Below are 15,239 nucleotides of genomic sequence, written 5' to 3' on the forward strand. Positions count from 1 at the left end.
GAACAGATCAAGAAATATGTCGAACAGCAAGCAACTCCAGAATTATAAGGATTCGCTGTCGCTCAGTTTTATACTGGTCGGCATTCCCCACCCGTTAACCCTACGGGTATAACGGGCGACCCCTGCCGACATTTAGTTGGGGAAAGATGGGGAGAGATATAAACAAGAGTCAACTCAAAACTTCCCCAATCCCCAGTTGCCGGGAGATCAGGGGATTTGCCTAAATATCTTGCCAAACTCCCGCCATCGATGCTATGGTATATACGGTTGATTTTCGGTAGAGTAAGCTTGTTTCGATTTTTTCGATTTCGATTTTGTCCGCAGGCACTTCTCCGATGTAACTCGCTACAGGTTCAGTAAAAAGGAAGTGCCTTATGTCTATTTACGTTGGTAATTTGTCCTACGATGTCACTCAAGAGGATTTGACGGAAGTATTTGCAGAATACGGTAGCGTCACTCGCGTGAGTGTACCAAAAGATCGTGAAACCGGACGTCCACGAGGGTTCGCTTTTGTGGAGATGGAGTCTGAGTCTAACGAAGACAGTGCTATTGAAACCCTTGATGGTGCTGAATGGATGGGACGATCAATGAAGGTTAACAAAGCAAGACCACGGGAACGAAGCAATGGGAATCGCGGTGGCGGCTATAACCGTGGCTCTTTTTAACTAGCGAGGGGTTTGGGGAGCTATAAGTCCCGAACTGTACCCGTGAGGTCAGTGTTGGGATACATGGACTCCCCAACTTCGGGGCATTGAACCCCTACTCAGAGGATGTCATGTGTGTCATACTGATATCACTACACTCCATGAGAGCGGTGATATATATAAATCGCGCCTTGTGAAAAAACTTGTTCACCGTTATAGCATTAAATGTTTAGCGGTGGGAGTGTCAAAAGCTGATTTCCTTATTTTTCCCTGAAATTTAGGAACGATAAGGAATTAAGTTATTATGGCTTTTGAAATTTGAGGGCAGGTAAATGTCTGCCCTTTTTGTGTTGAGCTTCAAAGGAGATAAGCATGGCTCAAGTTATTATTGGAGAAAATGAAGGAATTGAATCTGGACTTCGGCGATTTAAGCGCAAAGTATCTCGTGCTGGGATTTTCTCAGACATGAAGAAGAACCGCTTTTTTGAAACTCCCTTAGAAAAGCACAAACGCAAGGAAATAGCCAGACACCGACAACAACGCAGATATCGCAAACGGCGGTAAGAAATTGCTGATGTTCTTGACCTTTTCCCCTACGTTAGTACGGCTTCGCAGACTTTAAAAGTCAAGAGCTTTCCCTCAAAGGTTGTGAAGGGTCAAGTGTAGGGGCGGGTTTAGCTACTCAGGTAAGCGGGTTAATGATAACCTCTCAAAAAAACCCGCCCTCAGTAACGTATTCGTAGGAGTGTTCGCCTCTCCCTGAGTTATTTAACCGATGTTTTAACGTATCTATGGAACTCGCAAGGTAACTCGAATCGTTCCAGTAACAGATTCTAAAGTAGACCAGCCTAAGAGCGATCGCCGAATTGGATCGACAATGGTGGTATCCTGTAAGGTTGACTCGATATCCTCAAGGATCACTCGTTGAACCGCGCCATCGCGAATCTGTACCTCAAAGATAATTTCACCCGTGAAACCCTCTGGGAGATTGAGGTATTGTAAATGTTGAGTCAAAGACGCGATCGCATTCTCTTCTTGTTCCGGTTCTAATCCTTCAATCTTCACTACTGTAAGTTGAGGTGAACCTTGGCTAGTTACGTCAACAGAATCTGACTCAAGTAGAATTTCCCCACCGCCTCTAGTTCCCCCAGCTTGTCTACTCAGCGGTATCATCCCAGAGGGGGCAGGTGCAAAGTTAGCAGTTCCACTCATATTCATGACATCATCCGTACCAAAAATTCCTTCATAACTTACCCCTTCTGGTAATTCCACCGGAACTTGTACCCGTCGTCGCGTTCCATCGGGTTCCACCCGCACTTCTTCGCTTACCGCTACAAATGCCGTATATTGCGATAACAAGTTATAATTTAACGCCGTCTGCGTCACCGCCTCCACACCCGACGTAGTTTCACCGCCAAACATTTGATTCATCAAGTCTTTGATCCGGGCGCGTCCCCACAATTGAGCAATCGCCGGATTATCGCTACTCTGATCAAAATTCACCGATAGGGTTTGTTCGTACCGTTGACTACCCGCCGTCATTCCAGTAATCTTAATCGTGCCATTGCGACGGTCTGGTTTTCGTCCCAATAAAACCAAAGGCTGATTGGCAAATAAATCAGGTGCGGCTAGGGGATAGATTTGCGCCGATGTCCCCTCTCCTTGCCAACTTACCCGAATATCCGTTAATACTGGATTATTAATTTGGCGGGCGAATGTTTCCGCCACCTCCTGTGTGGGTTCATCCTGACGAATAATTTTGGCTGTACCCCGCCCCACTTCAGCTAAACGGTTCAGCAAGAAGCGATTCACCGAACTCCCGACACCGAAACTATAGAGACGATTACCGGGTTTGAGTTGTCGTTGTACCTCAGCAATTACCTGCGATTCATTACCAATATAGCCATCAGTGAGTAATACCACACTTCGCAGGCGATTCGGTGCAGATGGGGGGAAGTTTAACACCGCCCGTATCCCATTCATTAATTCTGTACCGCCATTTGCCTGCAATCCATTAATATAGTTCAGTGCCTGAGTGCGATTTGGGGCAGTATTGGCTAATGGTTGCGGTGAAAGCTGAGTCGTCGTATTGGCAAAATCGATAATCGTAAACGTATCGTCCGGATTCAACCCATTAATAAAGCGGCGCATCAATTCCTGGGACTTCTGCAACGGTTCACCGCGTTGAGAACCCGATGTATCCATGAGAAAGACGACATCCTTGGGGACAATTTCATCAGGGCGATAGTCTAAGGCGGGGATGAGGTAAAGGACAAAATGTCCACCCTGTTCATCAGCTTGGGAAAGGATAGTGGCTTGCGTGCGATCGCCTGCGACTTGATAGCGTAAAATTAGGTCTTTGTTGGGAATTGTGTCTTCCCCACCTAACTGTACCTGTACGGTTTCACCTCGGCGTTGGGTGCGAATCTGATGGGAGGGAGAACGCACATCCTGAATCGGTACACCAGCATTAATCTCTACGGTTACATTAATATCATGTCCCGAACGAGTTCCCGGCTTGAGAACTGGGGGAGTAATGCGGGAGGCGTCGGGGACTTGGTTCGTATTTCCACTATTATCCATGGGAGTACCCGGAATATAGCGGGGTCCGACAACCATGGGAAACACAAATTCATAGTCACCGCCCTGAAATTTTAGGCTATCGGTGTAGCGAATTGTGACATCAATCTGTTCTCCGGGTTTGATATTCGCCAGAGACTGGGTAAAGATATTTGCCCGTTCTTGTTCTAGGAGTCCCGCCGTTCGTCCTTCCTGACGCGCCTGTTCGTAAATGGCTTGGGCTTCTTCGCTTTTTTTAATCTCACCTTTAATCGTGCGATCGCCGATTTTAATCTCCATATCATACACCGCCGCCTCATCAGGCAAGGGGAAGACATAGACGGCTTCTAAGGGTTCCGCAAAGGGGTTTTCAAAGGTCTGTGTTACTTCAACTTGAGAGACATTTCCCGTAACTTTGGCATTCACCTCGGTATGCTTGAGGGGAAAGACTTGCTGTTGTCCCTCTTCCGATTGAACGTATAACCCGCCAACCGGAAGTTCTTGCTGATTGTTGGCGAGAGTTTGGCTAATTACCCGTGTCGGTATCTTAGCCGGAACTTGAGCTAAGGTTATCGGAACAACTACGAAGATACCACTTAGGCATAAAGTTATGGGTATAGCCTCGACAAATTTCATACACGTCTCATTAAAAAAGTTTGGAAAGTTTATGTAGTTTATGTAGGGTGGGCAAGAGTTATAAAATTCAAAATGCTTATCGTATCGTTCGTTGCTCTTACCCACCACAGCAGTACTTTAAGCTGATTACCAGTAAGGCAAGATATGAGTATAACTTAAAAGAGTTGGGAGTGCGAGAGTCTTAAGTTGTGACTATCGGGTAATCCAGACTGATAACAAGGATGGAAAGTTTCGCCACATCTACTCATCCTCCTGATCAAATAATTCTAACAAACCCACTGTACCCACAAAGAATGTATAAGTTCCATAGACGATGGGTGTCTTTTGTCTAGAAGGCGCATAAGCCGCCGCGATAATCGCTTCCACTAAATGAATGGTAACGGCAAAACGCCCCAGCCAAAAAACGGGTTCCAGGATTGTGGGGACACTCAGATCACTGAATAAAGCATAAATATTCCAGAGTTCTAGTGCAATTGCGCCACTGATCAGACTGGTGGATATAACTTTTATGGCGTTGAAAAAATTTTTTTTTGTTTGATGGACTTTAACTGCATAATTTAGAGTCAAGCGTTTTGAACGTTCATTAGCTTACCACAAAACTTCCTGAATATTTCCTGGTTCTGCCGCTAGGTTAAGGATTGTAAGGATTGTGGCGATTAGTGGGATTATCGGGATTGTAGGGGCGAGTCGCTGCTCAAATGTGGTGGTGTCTCCAATTAACTTGTCTCGACTCGCCCCAGTCTAATGTACGCAGTGTCAGATAATTACCAATATTTAATCTAGGGCGACCCAATAAAATTAATAAGTTGGTTCTGTCAATTTGTTCAGTGGGTTGCCCCTACAGGTTTTGCTGTTAATTTGTAATATTTATTCCAGAATTTATGTGGTAAAACATATTTTTTCGTCAATTTAAAAGAGGTATTTACCTTTAATTATCCATACCTAATTCAGGGCGACCCGATAAAATTAATCGGTTGGTTGTGTCAATTGGTGCAGCGGGTCGCCCCTACAGAGTTTACTTTTAATTCCCGATACCTGATGCAGGGCTATCTGATAAAATTAATAGGTGGCTGGCGTGAATTTGTGCAGCGGGTTGCCCAGTGTTTGTGTTTCATTAGAGACAAAGGATGAGAGGAAGAGATTACCATGTCTAGCCGTAATAACCGAATAGGAGAAGTTTTATTGAAGCCAATCATAAGCGTTCTGATTGGTCAAGACAAACTTCAGTTCTATGAAACCATTGATTGGCAAAAGCAAAGTGAACGTTTCCGACAAACCAATCTCATTTATCCCGACTATTATAGCCAGCCCAACTTTCATGGTATTGAAGGCGGCTATCTTAATCCTATAGCAGCTATCACCTATGATACTGTGACAGCTTATGCTTCCCCACCCAATGAAACTCGGATTCGCGAACAGTTAATAACGACTATTGAGAATCAGCCCAGTAGAATTCTCGATCTCGGTTGCGGTACGGGTTCGACAACATTGATGTTAAAGCAGGCGTTTCCGGAAGCCGTTGTTATCGGATTGGATTTGTCTCCGTATATGCTGATTGTGGCAGACTACAAAGCAGAGCAAGCAGGGTTAGATATACAATGGCAGCATGGTTTAGCTGAAGCTGCGGGTTTTGATGATGCTTCGTTTGATTTAGTCACAGTCTCCATGGTATTACACGAAACGCCACCCCAGATTTCTCAGTTAATTGTACAAGAATGCTGTCGCTTGCTGGAACCTGGAGGACAATTGATTATTCTGGATGGAAATCAACGGAAACTTCGTTATGCTCACTGGTTGATAGAACTCTTTCGAGAACCTTATTCAAAAGACTATGCTGCTCATCGTGTCGAAGATTGGATGATAGCGGCTTTTTTTATAAGGGTAAAAACTGAATATGTGGGATGGATTAATCAAATAACGTCTGCAATTAAGCCAATAAGACAAAGTTCTAGGGCAGATAATATGAATAACTTTTAGTTGTGGATAGGATATAAGGGTTCCTTGTTAAAGCCTGATTGACAATCCGAAAATATATGTCAACAAAAAACGCCGGATACTGGATTTAAAAGCTTGAACTTCAAAAACATCCAGAGAAGAGGGTATTACAAAGAGACTTATCGTTCTGATGAAGAAATAGCCTACGAAAATTTCCCTGGTGGGGTGTACAGTTGCTCCCGGTTTTGATTTTAATGATTTTGAGTTAGGCAAACGAGAGGAATTAATCAAGCGTTATCCCCAAAATCAGTCTCTGATTGAAAAAATGACACAAATTTAACAAAAATTCAAGGCACGATGACAACCATTGAATGGATTCAGGCACTACTAGGACAACGCTTAGAGCCTTTAGTCTTTGCGATTACCAATCTCGGTTCAGAATATGCCTACATCGCCTTCCTCACCCTCTATTACTGGTTAATTGACCCATGGACAGGTCGCCAGTTAGGTTTATTTCTAGGGATTAGTTATGGGTGTAATACAATACTCAAAGAACTATTTGACATACCTCGTCCCTTCGAGTTAAATCCGGACATCGCTTCTGCTGACGCGATCGCGACGAGTGAAAATGCCTCTTTTCCCAGTGGACACGTCCAAGGTTCAGCAACCTTTTGGATTTACTTATCGTTACACCACCACCGCCTATGGTTATGGGTATGGAGTCTAATTCTGCTCCCCTTAATTGCCATATCACGCCTCTACTTAGGGGTTCACTTTCCTCTCGATGTAGTCGCCGGATTAATTGTAGGTATTCTTTTTGCGGGGATAGGTACAGTCTGGTCTATTCCAGTTAAACCGAGGTTTATTGTTCGGGTTACAGTTGTCATCCTGACGTTTTTTATCGCCAGTTTATGGGAACCTTTAGCGCGTTCTTTAGGAGTCATTACAGGATTTTTTCTCACCCAACCTAAGTTTACACCACCCTCCACTTGGAAAAGGCGATTGATCTTGGGCGGAATCGGTTTAACCTTAGTCTTAACCCTTTTTATCGGTTCAAGATGGATTTTAGGGGACTGGCGAAATCAAGGATGGGTTAATTATTGGCGCTATAGTCTCCTTACCCTATTTGCTACTGAGATTGTACCTAGACTACTTCATCGCCAAACGGGGTAAATGGTACAGGTAATATTTGGGTAGATTTTATGATTAAATTGGGCGCACGGAGCGTGCGCCCCTACAGTTTTTTGCTATAATTCTAATCCATCACTATTAGCTATGCCACACCCGATTTAATTCTAAAATCTATTTCCCTAGTTTAGCTGTATGATTCCATTAGGTGGAATGGTACTGAAATTTTGGCTGGTGGGCAATGCCCACCCTACGGTTTATCTAATTTGGTCAAAAACTCGCTGCTAAATCCTACAGAATTATAGGGAAAGAAACCAATACAATTAGGGGCTTTAGCCCCTAATACAAACTGGTATCCGTAATTTCACCGAAGGATTACCCGCCATCCTCACAAAATTGGGTACTTTCTCGGTCAACAGTTTGCCTAAAAGTGATGAAAATTAAGGAAACCATCCCTGTATAACCGCTTCTAGGATAAGACTTCTCATGGGCAATCCCGTGCAGCATACAATAATTCAAGCTGACCCTAAATGGCAAGCTTTTTTCCATTACTCAGCCGATCTCTTCTGTATTATCGAACCTGACGGCAGGATTGGACAACTCAACCCCGCTTGGTGCAAGGTTTTGGGGTGGACGCCGGAAAAAGTGCGATCGCGCCATTGGATTGAACTTGTCCATCCAGAGGATGTTACCGCCACGCTGACGGCGTTAGCCACGAAAGCGGTTCCTGTTTCCTTTCGTAACCGTTATCGCCACCGTGAGGGGAACTACCACTGGCTAGAGTGGACATTGAACTACGATGAGGCGGGATATGGGTATGCTGTCGCCAGAGAAATTACCGATTCACTCCCCAGAGACTGTGAATTGGATCGCTTTTTCAATATGTCCGTTAATCTCATGGCGATTGCGGGAAGCGATGGGTATTTCAAACGAGTGAATCCCGCCTTTGAAAGGGTTCTCGGCTATCCCCTAACGGAACTTTTAACTCAACCCTTTCTAGAATTTGTCCATCCCGATGATCGCGTCGCTACCTTAACTGAAATAGAAAAACTGGCGACGGGTACGACATCCATTCAATTTGAGAATCGCTATCGCTGTCAAGATGGTTCCTATCGCTGGTTAGCTTGGAATAGCGCCTCATTTCCGGCTAAAGGGTTAATTTATGCGGTGGGACGCGATATTACCAAACAGAAGCAGACTCAAGCCATTCTTCAAGAGACTCAAGAACGGTATGAACTGGTAGCAGAAGGATCAAATGATGGACTTTGGGATTGGAATCTGCTAACCGATCAGGTTTACTATTCTCCCCGTTGGAATCAAACCTTAGGGTATCACGTCGATGAAATTTCCGATCGCTTTACTGAGTGGTTGAATCGGATTCATCCAGGCGATCGGGAACGGGTATTGGCGACATTTCAAGACTATATTGACGGATTAACCCCCAGCTTAGAACTCGAACACCGCCTGCTGGATAAAGAGGGGAATTATCGCTGGATTTTGTCCCGTGGCGCGAGTTTACGCGATGCTAACGGTAAGCCTTATCGGATTGTTGGGTCAAATCGGGATATTAGCGATCGCAAACGTACCCTGTCTACATTGCGGCTGACTCAAGAACGCCTGCGTTATCTTCTTTCTCAGAGTCCGGCGGTACTCTATAGTCGCCAGGTTTCCGGAAACTATGGCGTCACGTTTATGAGTGATAATACAGCAACTGTCGTCGGATACTCTGCCCAAGACTTTATCACAAACCCGCCGTTTTGGGTCAACCATCTTCACCCCGAAGATGTTCCCCGCGTTTGTGCCAATTTGCCCAAAGTTTTTGACACAGGACATCATGTTTATGAATACCGCTTCTTACACCAGGATGGCACTTACCGCTGGATGCATGATGAACTGAAACTGATTTATGATGAAGCCGGGAACCCCTTAGAAATGGTCGGCTTTTGGACGGATATTACTGAAAATAAACACGCCGAACTTATCCTCAAGCAACAAACCAAAGCCTTACAAGACGCCCATCAACGCTTGGGATTTCATGTGGAGAATTCTCCCTTAGCTGTCGTGGAATGGGATAACCAGTTTCGGGTGCAGCGTTGGTCAAAACAAGCGGAAGAAATCTTTGGTTGGACGACGTCGGAGGTATTCGGAAAGCGTTCAGGTGATTGGCAGTTTATTTATCCCGACGATATTGAAATTGTCCGCCAAGAAATGAGTCAGTTACTGGATGGGAGTACCTCCAGTGTTGTCTACCAAAATCGCAATCTGACCAAAGATGGCAGGGTAGTGATTTGTCAATGGTACGAATCAGTTCTCCTTGACGAATCCGGTAAAATGGTCTCAATTTTATCCCTAGTACAAGATATAACGGAAGCTAAACAAACTGAAACAGCCTTGCGCCATAATGCCGAAATGCTGCGGCTACTTCTAGAATATACCCCCGCCGCGATCGCGATGTTCGATAAGCAGATGAATTACCAGTTAGTCAGTCGCCGCTGGTTAGAGGATTACAACTTAGAAAATCAAGATATTATCGGCAAAAATCACTACGAACTCTTTCCCGAAATCCCCGATACTTGGAAACAAATTCATCAACGCTGTCTCCAAGGTGCCAGCGAACAGTGTGACGAAGACTTATTTATCCGCGCCGATGGGGAGAAGCAATGGATTTCCTGGGAAATTCGTCCTTGGATTGGCAATAGTGGCGACATTAGCGGCATTATTATGAACACCGAAGTCGTCACGGAACGCAAGCAAGCCAAAGAAAAACTCAAAGAACTAAATCAAGAATTATGGCAATCTAATCGCGACTTAGAACAGTTTGCTTATGTCGCCTCCCACGATTTACAAGAACCCTTACGCGCTGTCAATAGTTACGCCCAACTCCTCAGCCGTAAGTATCAAAACCAACTGGATGCTAAGGCGGATAAATACCTCCATTACATTATGGACGGGGCGACGAGGATGCAGCAATTAATTAATGATCTGCTGGAATTTTCACGGGTGGGAACACGAGGAAAACCCCTACAACCCACGGATAGTGAGACAATTATCCGACAAGCAATGGAGAATTTAAACGTCGCGATCGCAGAAAGTCAAGCAATAGTTACTTATGACGCCTTACCCACAGTCATCGCTGATCAAACTCAATTAACTCAACTCTTCCAAAACCTAATTGGTAACGCGATTAAATTTCGTCGTGAAACTCCACCAAACGTCCATATTTCCGCCCAAAACCAGGGAAATGAATGGACATTTGTAGTTCAGGATAATGGGATTGGTATGGAATCGGAATATTTAGATCGCATTTTTACAATATTCCAGCGCTTACATTCGCGCCGCGACTATCCTGGAACCGGAATTGGTTTGGCTATCTGTAAGAAAATTGTCGAACGTCATGGAGGACGAATTTGGGTCAATTCTGAATTAGGGATTGGCACAACCTTTTATTTCACGATTCCCGTTTAATTGTCTAATCTACCACTATTCAATTTATCATTCATCATGACCATGACTTTTATTAAGACAATTCGACCGATAGAAATTCTCCTGGTTGAAGACTCTCCCAGCGATGCTGATCTCACCGTTGATGCTTTTAGTGAAGCCAGAGTTCTCAACAATTTACACTGGGTTGAAGATGGCGTGGAAGCCCTAACGTTTTTACGACGCCAAGGTCAATATAGCGATGTTCCCCGCCCCGATTTAATCTTGCTTGATCTGAATATGCCCAAAAAAGATGGGCGTGAGGTTTTAGCGGAAATCAAAGCCGATTCCCAACTGAAGCGGATTCCGGTAATTATTCTGACTACATCAGCCGCCGAACGAGATATCCTGAAAACCTATGAATTGAATGGCAACTGTTATGTCACCAAACCCATTGATGTCGAACAATTTATGTCAGTTGTCAAGATAATTGAAGCCTTTTGGTTAGCTGTGGTTCAACTACCTTCGGAGTAACAATAATGTCGATATCCCCACCCATAAAAATATTGCTAGTCGAAGATAACCCGGCTGATGCAGATCTGTTACAGGAAATTCTGGAAGATGCCGAAGAAATGCCTTGGTCTTTGGTACATGTAGAGCAACTTAAACAGGCGTTATCAACCGTACAGACTCATGACTTTGATGTCGTGTTATTAGACTTGTCTCTCCCCGACAAACAAGGATTAGGAACTGTGGCAAAAACCCATGAAACTGTACCCGATTTACCGATTGTGGTTCTCACGGGGTTAAATGATAAAGTAACTGCCTTAGAAGCCTTACGCCAAGGGGCGCAAGATTATCTGGTCAAAGGTAAAATTGATCATGAATTATTGACTCGTTCGATTCGCCATGCCATTGAGCGATCGCAAACCTTAAAACGGCTGCGCCAGAGTGAGGAGAAACTCCAACAGCTTAACGAGGAACTCGAATGTCGCGTGGCTAAACAAACGGAAGAATTGCGACAAAAAAATCATGATTTACAACAAGAAATTGCCCAGCGCCAGCACTTAGAAGCTGAACTGCGCCAGAGTTTAACTAAAGAAAAAGAACTCAGTGAACTCAAATCCAATATTATCTCCGTCGTCTCCCATGAATATCGCACCCCCTTAGCCACGATTCTCTCATCCAGTGAATTACTGCAACATTACGGTCATAAATGGCAGGAGGATAAAAAGCAGCGGCATTTCCAACGAATTCAAAATACAATCCACCACATGACCCAGTTAATTAGTGATGTGTTATTGATTAATAAAGCGGAAGCGGGTAAACTGGAATTTAAACCTGTTCCGCTGGATTTAGAGGCATTTTGCCAAGAATTAGTGGAAGAATTACAACTGACGGTGAAAACGCCCCATCAAATTGGGTTTCGCCGTCAAGGTAGATCACGATGGGTTGGTCTTGATGAAAAACTATTACGACAATTTTTAACCAATTTACTGTCAAATGCGATTAAGTATTCTCCAGAAGGAGGAACGGTTCAATTTGACCTTATCTTTGATGCTGATCAGGTCAGGTTCACGATTAAAGACCAAGGAATTGGGATTCCCGAAAAAGAGCAAGCTCAATTATTTGATGCCTTTTATCGCAGCAGTAATGTGGGGACAATATCGGGAACCGGATTAGGACTAGCGATTGTCAAAAAATGCGTAGAACGCCATCAGGGTGAAATTGCGGTAGACAGTGAAGTAGGCAAAGGAACAACATTTATTGTGACGATTCCTGTAGGTTCTGAACTGTCACCAGAATCCTTAAACATTGTCGGGTGTGTTTAGCGATCGCGAAGCGTTCCCGAAGGGTAGCGTAACCCACCATCGCTCTAAAATAGTGGAATAGGGTGTAGGTTGGGTTGACGCAAGGAAACCCAACGGAATCGATGATAAAGCGCCGCCTGTTCGTAGTCAGCACTTTAGTGCTGGAAAATAAAACAGTTTAAGGCACGCTTAGTGCATACTACAAACAAATTTTACTTAAATTAGGTAAGCCCACATTCCTATTTAAGACCGAAGTCTAAACCAGAATGTGAGCTTACCCTGTCAGGGCTTCACGGGTTCATTTATCTGCCTTATAGGGTTTTTTCAGGCAGGGTGCTTTCGCTTTCTCTATTGTGCAGCCGAATCTCAGCCAATTGGGTATAGTTTTGATGAAATCTGCTCGGATAAATATTAAATTTCTGTGAAAGTTGCCCCGACAGGTCGCTTTTGACACAGTTCAAGTACTGGAATAGATTTTACGGTTAAATCGGGCGCAAGACCCTGCATTGGTGTCAACTTAAACCACAGCCCTTACCCCCATTCCCTCTGCCAAGCTTGGGTGAGGGGGTTCTAATGAACCATGGAGCTAGCTGGAGGAGAAGCAGTATCATTCCTGCGTCATTGTCTTTTAGTCGATTAATTGAGAAAGATTAGCATTTGACTCCCACCTAGCTTACACTAGGATACGGGAGTGAAATCCGGCTTAAACTCCCTGTCACAGCAGTTATTATGGAAAATTTAATGTCTGGCGACAGACATTAATGATAATATATCGCATTTTGAGAGAAAAATGAATCCCTGGAGTTCCCAACCCAAAACTGGTCAAGAGATTGACATTAATCAAGCCGATCGGTGGCAAGTGTACCGCCGTTTACAGGAACTATCGATCGCGAGTCACTGCGGGATGAACCAGCCACTCACGGCTGAGGTTCATGATCCGGTGACGGCGATTCAACTGTGGAGTGTGGTCAGACAGTTAACCGTACCACGCCGAGATCTAGCATCTTGGCTGGAAGACTGCTGGCGGCTTCCTAGCCGCAGTAGGAAGAGGGGGAAATGAGGGAGCAATGTAGAGACGTAGCATGCTACGTCTGGGAGCAGGGGGAGCAGGGGAAGCGATAGTAGTGCAATCTACTCCTACACCCATCTCAAAACTAGGTTCCCTCGAAAGTCGTGAAGGGTCAAAAACATTCTATGGAACAAGCAGCGATTCTACATTTAGAGGACATTACCAAGCACTATGATCAACATACGACTCCAGCCGTTGATCGGGTGACGTTAACATTGCGTCAAGGTGATTTACTGGGGTTATTGGGTCCCTCTGGCTGTGGCAAAACAACTCTACTGCGGATTGTGGCGGGGTTTGAGCGTCCTCAGTCGGGACTGGTTGTTTTGGCTGGACACCCGGTTGCGGGTTCCGGGTATTGGACACCTCCAGAACAACGGAACACGGGTATGGTGTTTCAAGATTATGCCTTATTCCCTCATCTGAATGTGGCAGAGAATGTGGCTTTTGGTTTGAAAAACCGCCGCAGCGGGATGAATCGGACATCCATTAAGAAAAATACGGCTGACGCGATCGCACTGGTAGGATTATCAGGATTAGAGAAACGCTATCCTCATGAACTATCCGGAGGACAACAGCAGCGAGTCGCCCTCGCCCGGGCGTTAGCACCACGTCCCAGTTTAATCCTGTTAGATGAACCCCTAAGTAATCTGGATGTGCAAGTGCGTCTGCGGTTGCGCCAAGAAGTGCGATCCATCCTTAAAGAAATCGGCACATCGGCAATTTTTGTTACCCACGACAGAGAAGAAGCCCTATCCATCTCCGATCAAGTGGGAGTGATGCGGGCGGGATGTTTAGAACAGTTGGGAACCCCTGAAGAAATTTATACTAACCCAGCCTCTCGTTTTGTCGCTGAATTCGTCACCCAAGCCAATTTCTTACCCGCCCGTCGTCGGGGACAGCTATGGGAAACTGAGGTGGGTTCATTTGAAATCAGCAATAGAGAATGTCCCAACAACATCCAATTCCCAAATGACGCCATTCCTGATTGTGGGGAATTAATGCTGCGGGAAGAAAACGTAATTCTCAAACCCGATAATGATGCACCCCTCTTAATTCGCGATCGCCATTTTTTAGGTCGGGAGTATCGGTATTGTCTTCAAACCCCGTCGGGTAAAGAACTCCATGCTCGCACCGCCCTGAATACACCCTTACCTGTGGGAATCAGAGTTCAATTATCTGTGGCTGATCCATCGATCCCAATTTTTCCCACAATTGCTACAAGTACACCCATAACTCCAGCCTATAGCGCTACGGGCTGGGCAATGGGCAATGGGCAATAGGCTTTCTTTGAAGAAAAACGCTTACCTTACAAGGGATTGATCCTTCGACTCCGCTCACTTCGACTCCGCTCAGCGTCAACACCGAGCGAAGTCGAGGTGTTGACTTGGGGAGTCCATGTATCCACCACGAGTAAAACTACGCATACAGCGCGGGACTTATATATAGCTCCCCAAACCCTTCACCAGTTAAGTGTGAGTGTGAGCCTCGCCAACAAACCCTTGCTTCATCCCACGGATATACAGTTCCAGATGGGATTGAATCCAGTGGGCAGTTTCAGGATATCCTAACTCAAGGGCGGTTTGTTCTGCCGCTAACCAACTATACAAAGCTGTTTGATTGACAGCTTGAATGGCTTCTAATCCTTGCATCACCAGATGGGGGACAGGAATGGGGGCAGTTGCTTCTTTGAGAAAATCAATCCCGGCTGGTAAAACAAGCTGATTATTTTCAACCCGAATCACTCCCTGATCAGTGGGATCTTCACCTTGCCATTTAACTTCACCCTGCAACTGATACCCCCAAGGTTGGAGGAAATGAAGGATCAGGTATTGTAACCAAGCGATGTAGTGATAAAACTTTTCACCACCATCCCACTGAATCCCACTCCCATCAGAAATAAACTACCCAGACCTGCTAAGAGCTGAGGTCTGGGTTTTTAGTAGCCCGCTCAGTCATCGAACAAGCTAAGCTGAACATACTTAATAGTTCGGCTTAGCTTGCACGATAACCCCGTGCCTCCAGGCTGGTTTATAGACA

The 15,239-nt window shown here is 45.1% G+C and carries 13 protein-coding genes; 10 read left to right on the forward strand and 3 right to left on the reverse strand.

Annotated features, from left to right (window positions below):
• The first annotated feature begins 374 nt into the window (after positions 1 to 374).
• Complete coding sequence (locus tag RH949_RS31835) at positions 375 to 665, forward strand: RNA recognition motif domain-containing protein (RefSeq protein ID WP_446339857.1); 291 nt, start codon at positions 375 to 377, stop codon at positions 663 to 665.
• Positions 666 to 1,016: 351 nt separating this feature from the next.
• Entirely contained in the window at positions 1,017 to 1,208 is a 192-nt protein-coding gene (gene rpsU / locus RH949_RS31840; RefSeq protein ID WP_006103066.1) for a 30S ribosomal protein S21, read from the forward strand.
• 225 nt (positions 1,209 to 1,433) lie between these two features.
• Here rpsU and RH949_RS31845 read toward each other — a convergent pair whose 3' ends face one another.
• Together RH949_RS31845 and RH949_RS31850 are read right to left on the reverse strand one after the other, a co-directional pair.
• Entirely contained in the window at positions 1,434 to 3,839 is a 2,406-nt protein-coding gene (locus tag RH949_RS31845) for a VIT domain-containing protein (RefSeq protein WP_446358852.1), read from the reverse strand.
• Positions 3,840 to 4,079: 240 nt separating this feature from the next.
• Positions 4,080 to 4,406, reverse strand: coding sequence for a hypothetical protein (locus RH949_RS31850; RefSeq protein WP_446358854.1), 327 nt, complete (start codon positions 4,404 to 4,406; stop codon positions 4,080 to 4,082).
• Positions 4,407 to 4,985: 579 nt separating this feature from the next.
• Here RH949_RS31850 and RH949_RS31855 point away from each other — a divergent pair.
• From RH949_RS31855 to RH949_RS31890, 8 genes are all read left to right on the forward strand, one after another.
• On the forward strand, positions 4,986 to 5,816 hold the full coding sequence (locus RH949_RS31855) for a class I SAM-dependent methyltransferase (RefSeq protein WP_446358856.1): 831 nt from the start codon (positions 4,986 to 4,988) through the stop codon (positions 5,814 to 5,816).
• A 169-nt stretch (positions 5,817 to 5,985) separates the two neighbouring features.
• Positions 5,986 to 6,114 carry a cupin domain-containing protein gene (locus tag RH949_RS31860; RefSeq protein ID WP_446358866.1) on the forward strand — a complete coding sequence of 43 codons (129 nt, stop codon included), beginning with the start codon at positions 5,986 to 5,988 and terminating at the stop codon, positions 6,112 to 6,114.
• Between the two features lie 17 nt (positions 6,115 to 6,131).
• Entirely contained in the window at positions 6,132 to 6,947 is an 816-nt protein-coding gene (locus tag RH949_RS31865; protein WP_446358858.1) for a phosphatase PAP2 family protein, read from the forward strand.
• A 453-nt stretch (positions 6,948 to 7,400) separates the two neighbouring features.
• Positions 7,401 to 10,367, forward strand: coding sequence for a PAS domain S-box protein (locus RH949_RS31870; protein WP_446358860.1), 2,967 nt, complete (start codon positions 7,401 to 7,403; stop codon positions 10,365 to 10,367).
• Positions 10,368 to 10,409: 42 nt separating this feature from the next.
• Positions 10,410 to 10,856 carry a response regulator gene (locus RH949_RS31875; protein ID WP_006102977.1) on the forward strand — a complete coding sequence of 149 codons (447 nt, stop codon included), beginning with the start codon at positions 10,410 to 10,412 and terminating at the stop codon, positions 10,854 to 10,856.
• Positions 10,857 to 10,861: 5 nt separating this feature from the next.
• On the forward strand, positions 10,862 to 12,154 hold the full coding sequence (locus RH949_RS31880; protein ID WP_044208829.1) for a hybrid sensor histidine kinase/response regulator: 1,293 nt from the start codon (positions 10,862 to 10,864) through the stop codon (positions 12,152 to 12,154).
• Between the two features lie 769 nt (positions 12,155 to 12,923).
• Positions 12,924 to 13,193, forward strand: a complete 270-nt coding sequence (locus RH949_RS31885; RefSeq protein WP_446358862.1) for an Asr1405/Asl0597 family protein — start codon at positions 12,924 to 12,926, stop codon at positions 13,191 to 13,193.
• 134 nt (positions 13,194 to 13,327) lie between these two features.
• On the forward strand, positions 13,328 to 14,482 hold the full coding sequence (locus RH949_RS31890) for an ABC transporter ATP-binding protein (protein ID WP_446358864.1): 1,155 nt from the start codon (positions 13,328 to 13,330) through the stop codon (positions 14,480 to 14,482).
• A 186-nt stretch (positions 14,483 to 14,668) separates the two neighbouring features.
• Here RH949_RS31890 and RH949_RS31895 read toward each other — a convergent pair whose 3' ends face one another.
• Entirely contained in the window at positions 14,669 to 14,992 is a 324-nt protein-coding gene (locus tag RH949_RS31895) for a hypothetical protein (protein WP_006102957.1), read from the reverse strand.
• Positions 14,993 to 15,239 lie beyond the last annotated feature (247 nt).

This window comes from Coleofasciculus sp. A1-SPW-01 (assembly GCF_040217205.1).
In the GTDB taxonomy this organism is placed as follows: domain Bacteria; phylum Cyanobacteriota; class Cyanobacteriia; order Cyanobacteriales; family Coleofasciculaceae; genus Coleofasciculus; species Coleofasciculus chthonoplastes_A.

Excerpts from the sequence above, each read along its gene's own strand:
- RH949_RS31885 (WP_446358862.1), top strand. The coding sequence starts at position 12,924 with ATGAATCCCTGGAGTTCCCAACCCAAAACTGGTCAAGAGATTGACATT.
- RH949_RS31855 (WP_446358856.1), top strand. The coding sequence starts at position 4,986 with ATGTCTAGCCGTAATAACCGAATAGGAGAAGTTTTATTGAAGCCAATC.
- RH949_RS31875 (WP_006102977.1), top strand. The coding sequence starts at position 10,410 with ATGACTTTTATTAAGACAATTCGACCGATAGAAATTCTCCTGGTTGAA.
- rpsU (WP_006103066.1), top strand. The coding sequence starts at position 1,017 with ATGGCTCAAGTTATTATTGGAGAAAATGAAGGAATTGAATCTGGACTT.
- RH949_RS31890 (WP_446358864.1), top strand. The coding sequence starts at position 13,328 with ATGGAACAAGCAGCGATTCTACATTTAGAGGACATTACCAAGCACTAT.
- RH949_RS31865 (WP_446358858.1), top strand. The coding sequence starts at position 6,132 with ATGACAACCATTGAATGGATTCAGGCACTACTAGGACAACGCTTAGAG.
- RH949_RS31845 (WP_446358852.1), bottom strand. The coding sequence starts at position 3,839 with ATGAAATTTGTCGAGGCTATACCCATAACTTTATGCCTAAGTGGTATC.
- RH949_RS31835 (WP_446339857.1), top strand. The coding sequence starts at position 375 with ATGTCTATTTACGTTGGTAATTTGTCCTACGATGTCACTCAAGAGGAT.
- RH949_RS31880 (WP_044208829.1), top strand. The coding sequence starts at position 10,862 with ATGTCGATATCCCCACCCATAAAAATATTGCTAGTCGAAGATAACCCG.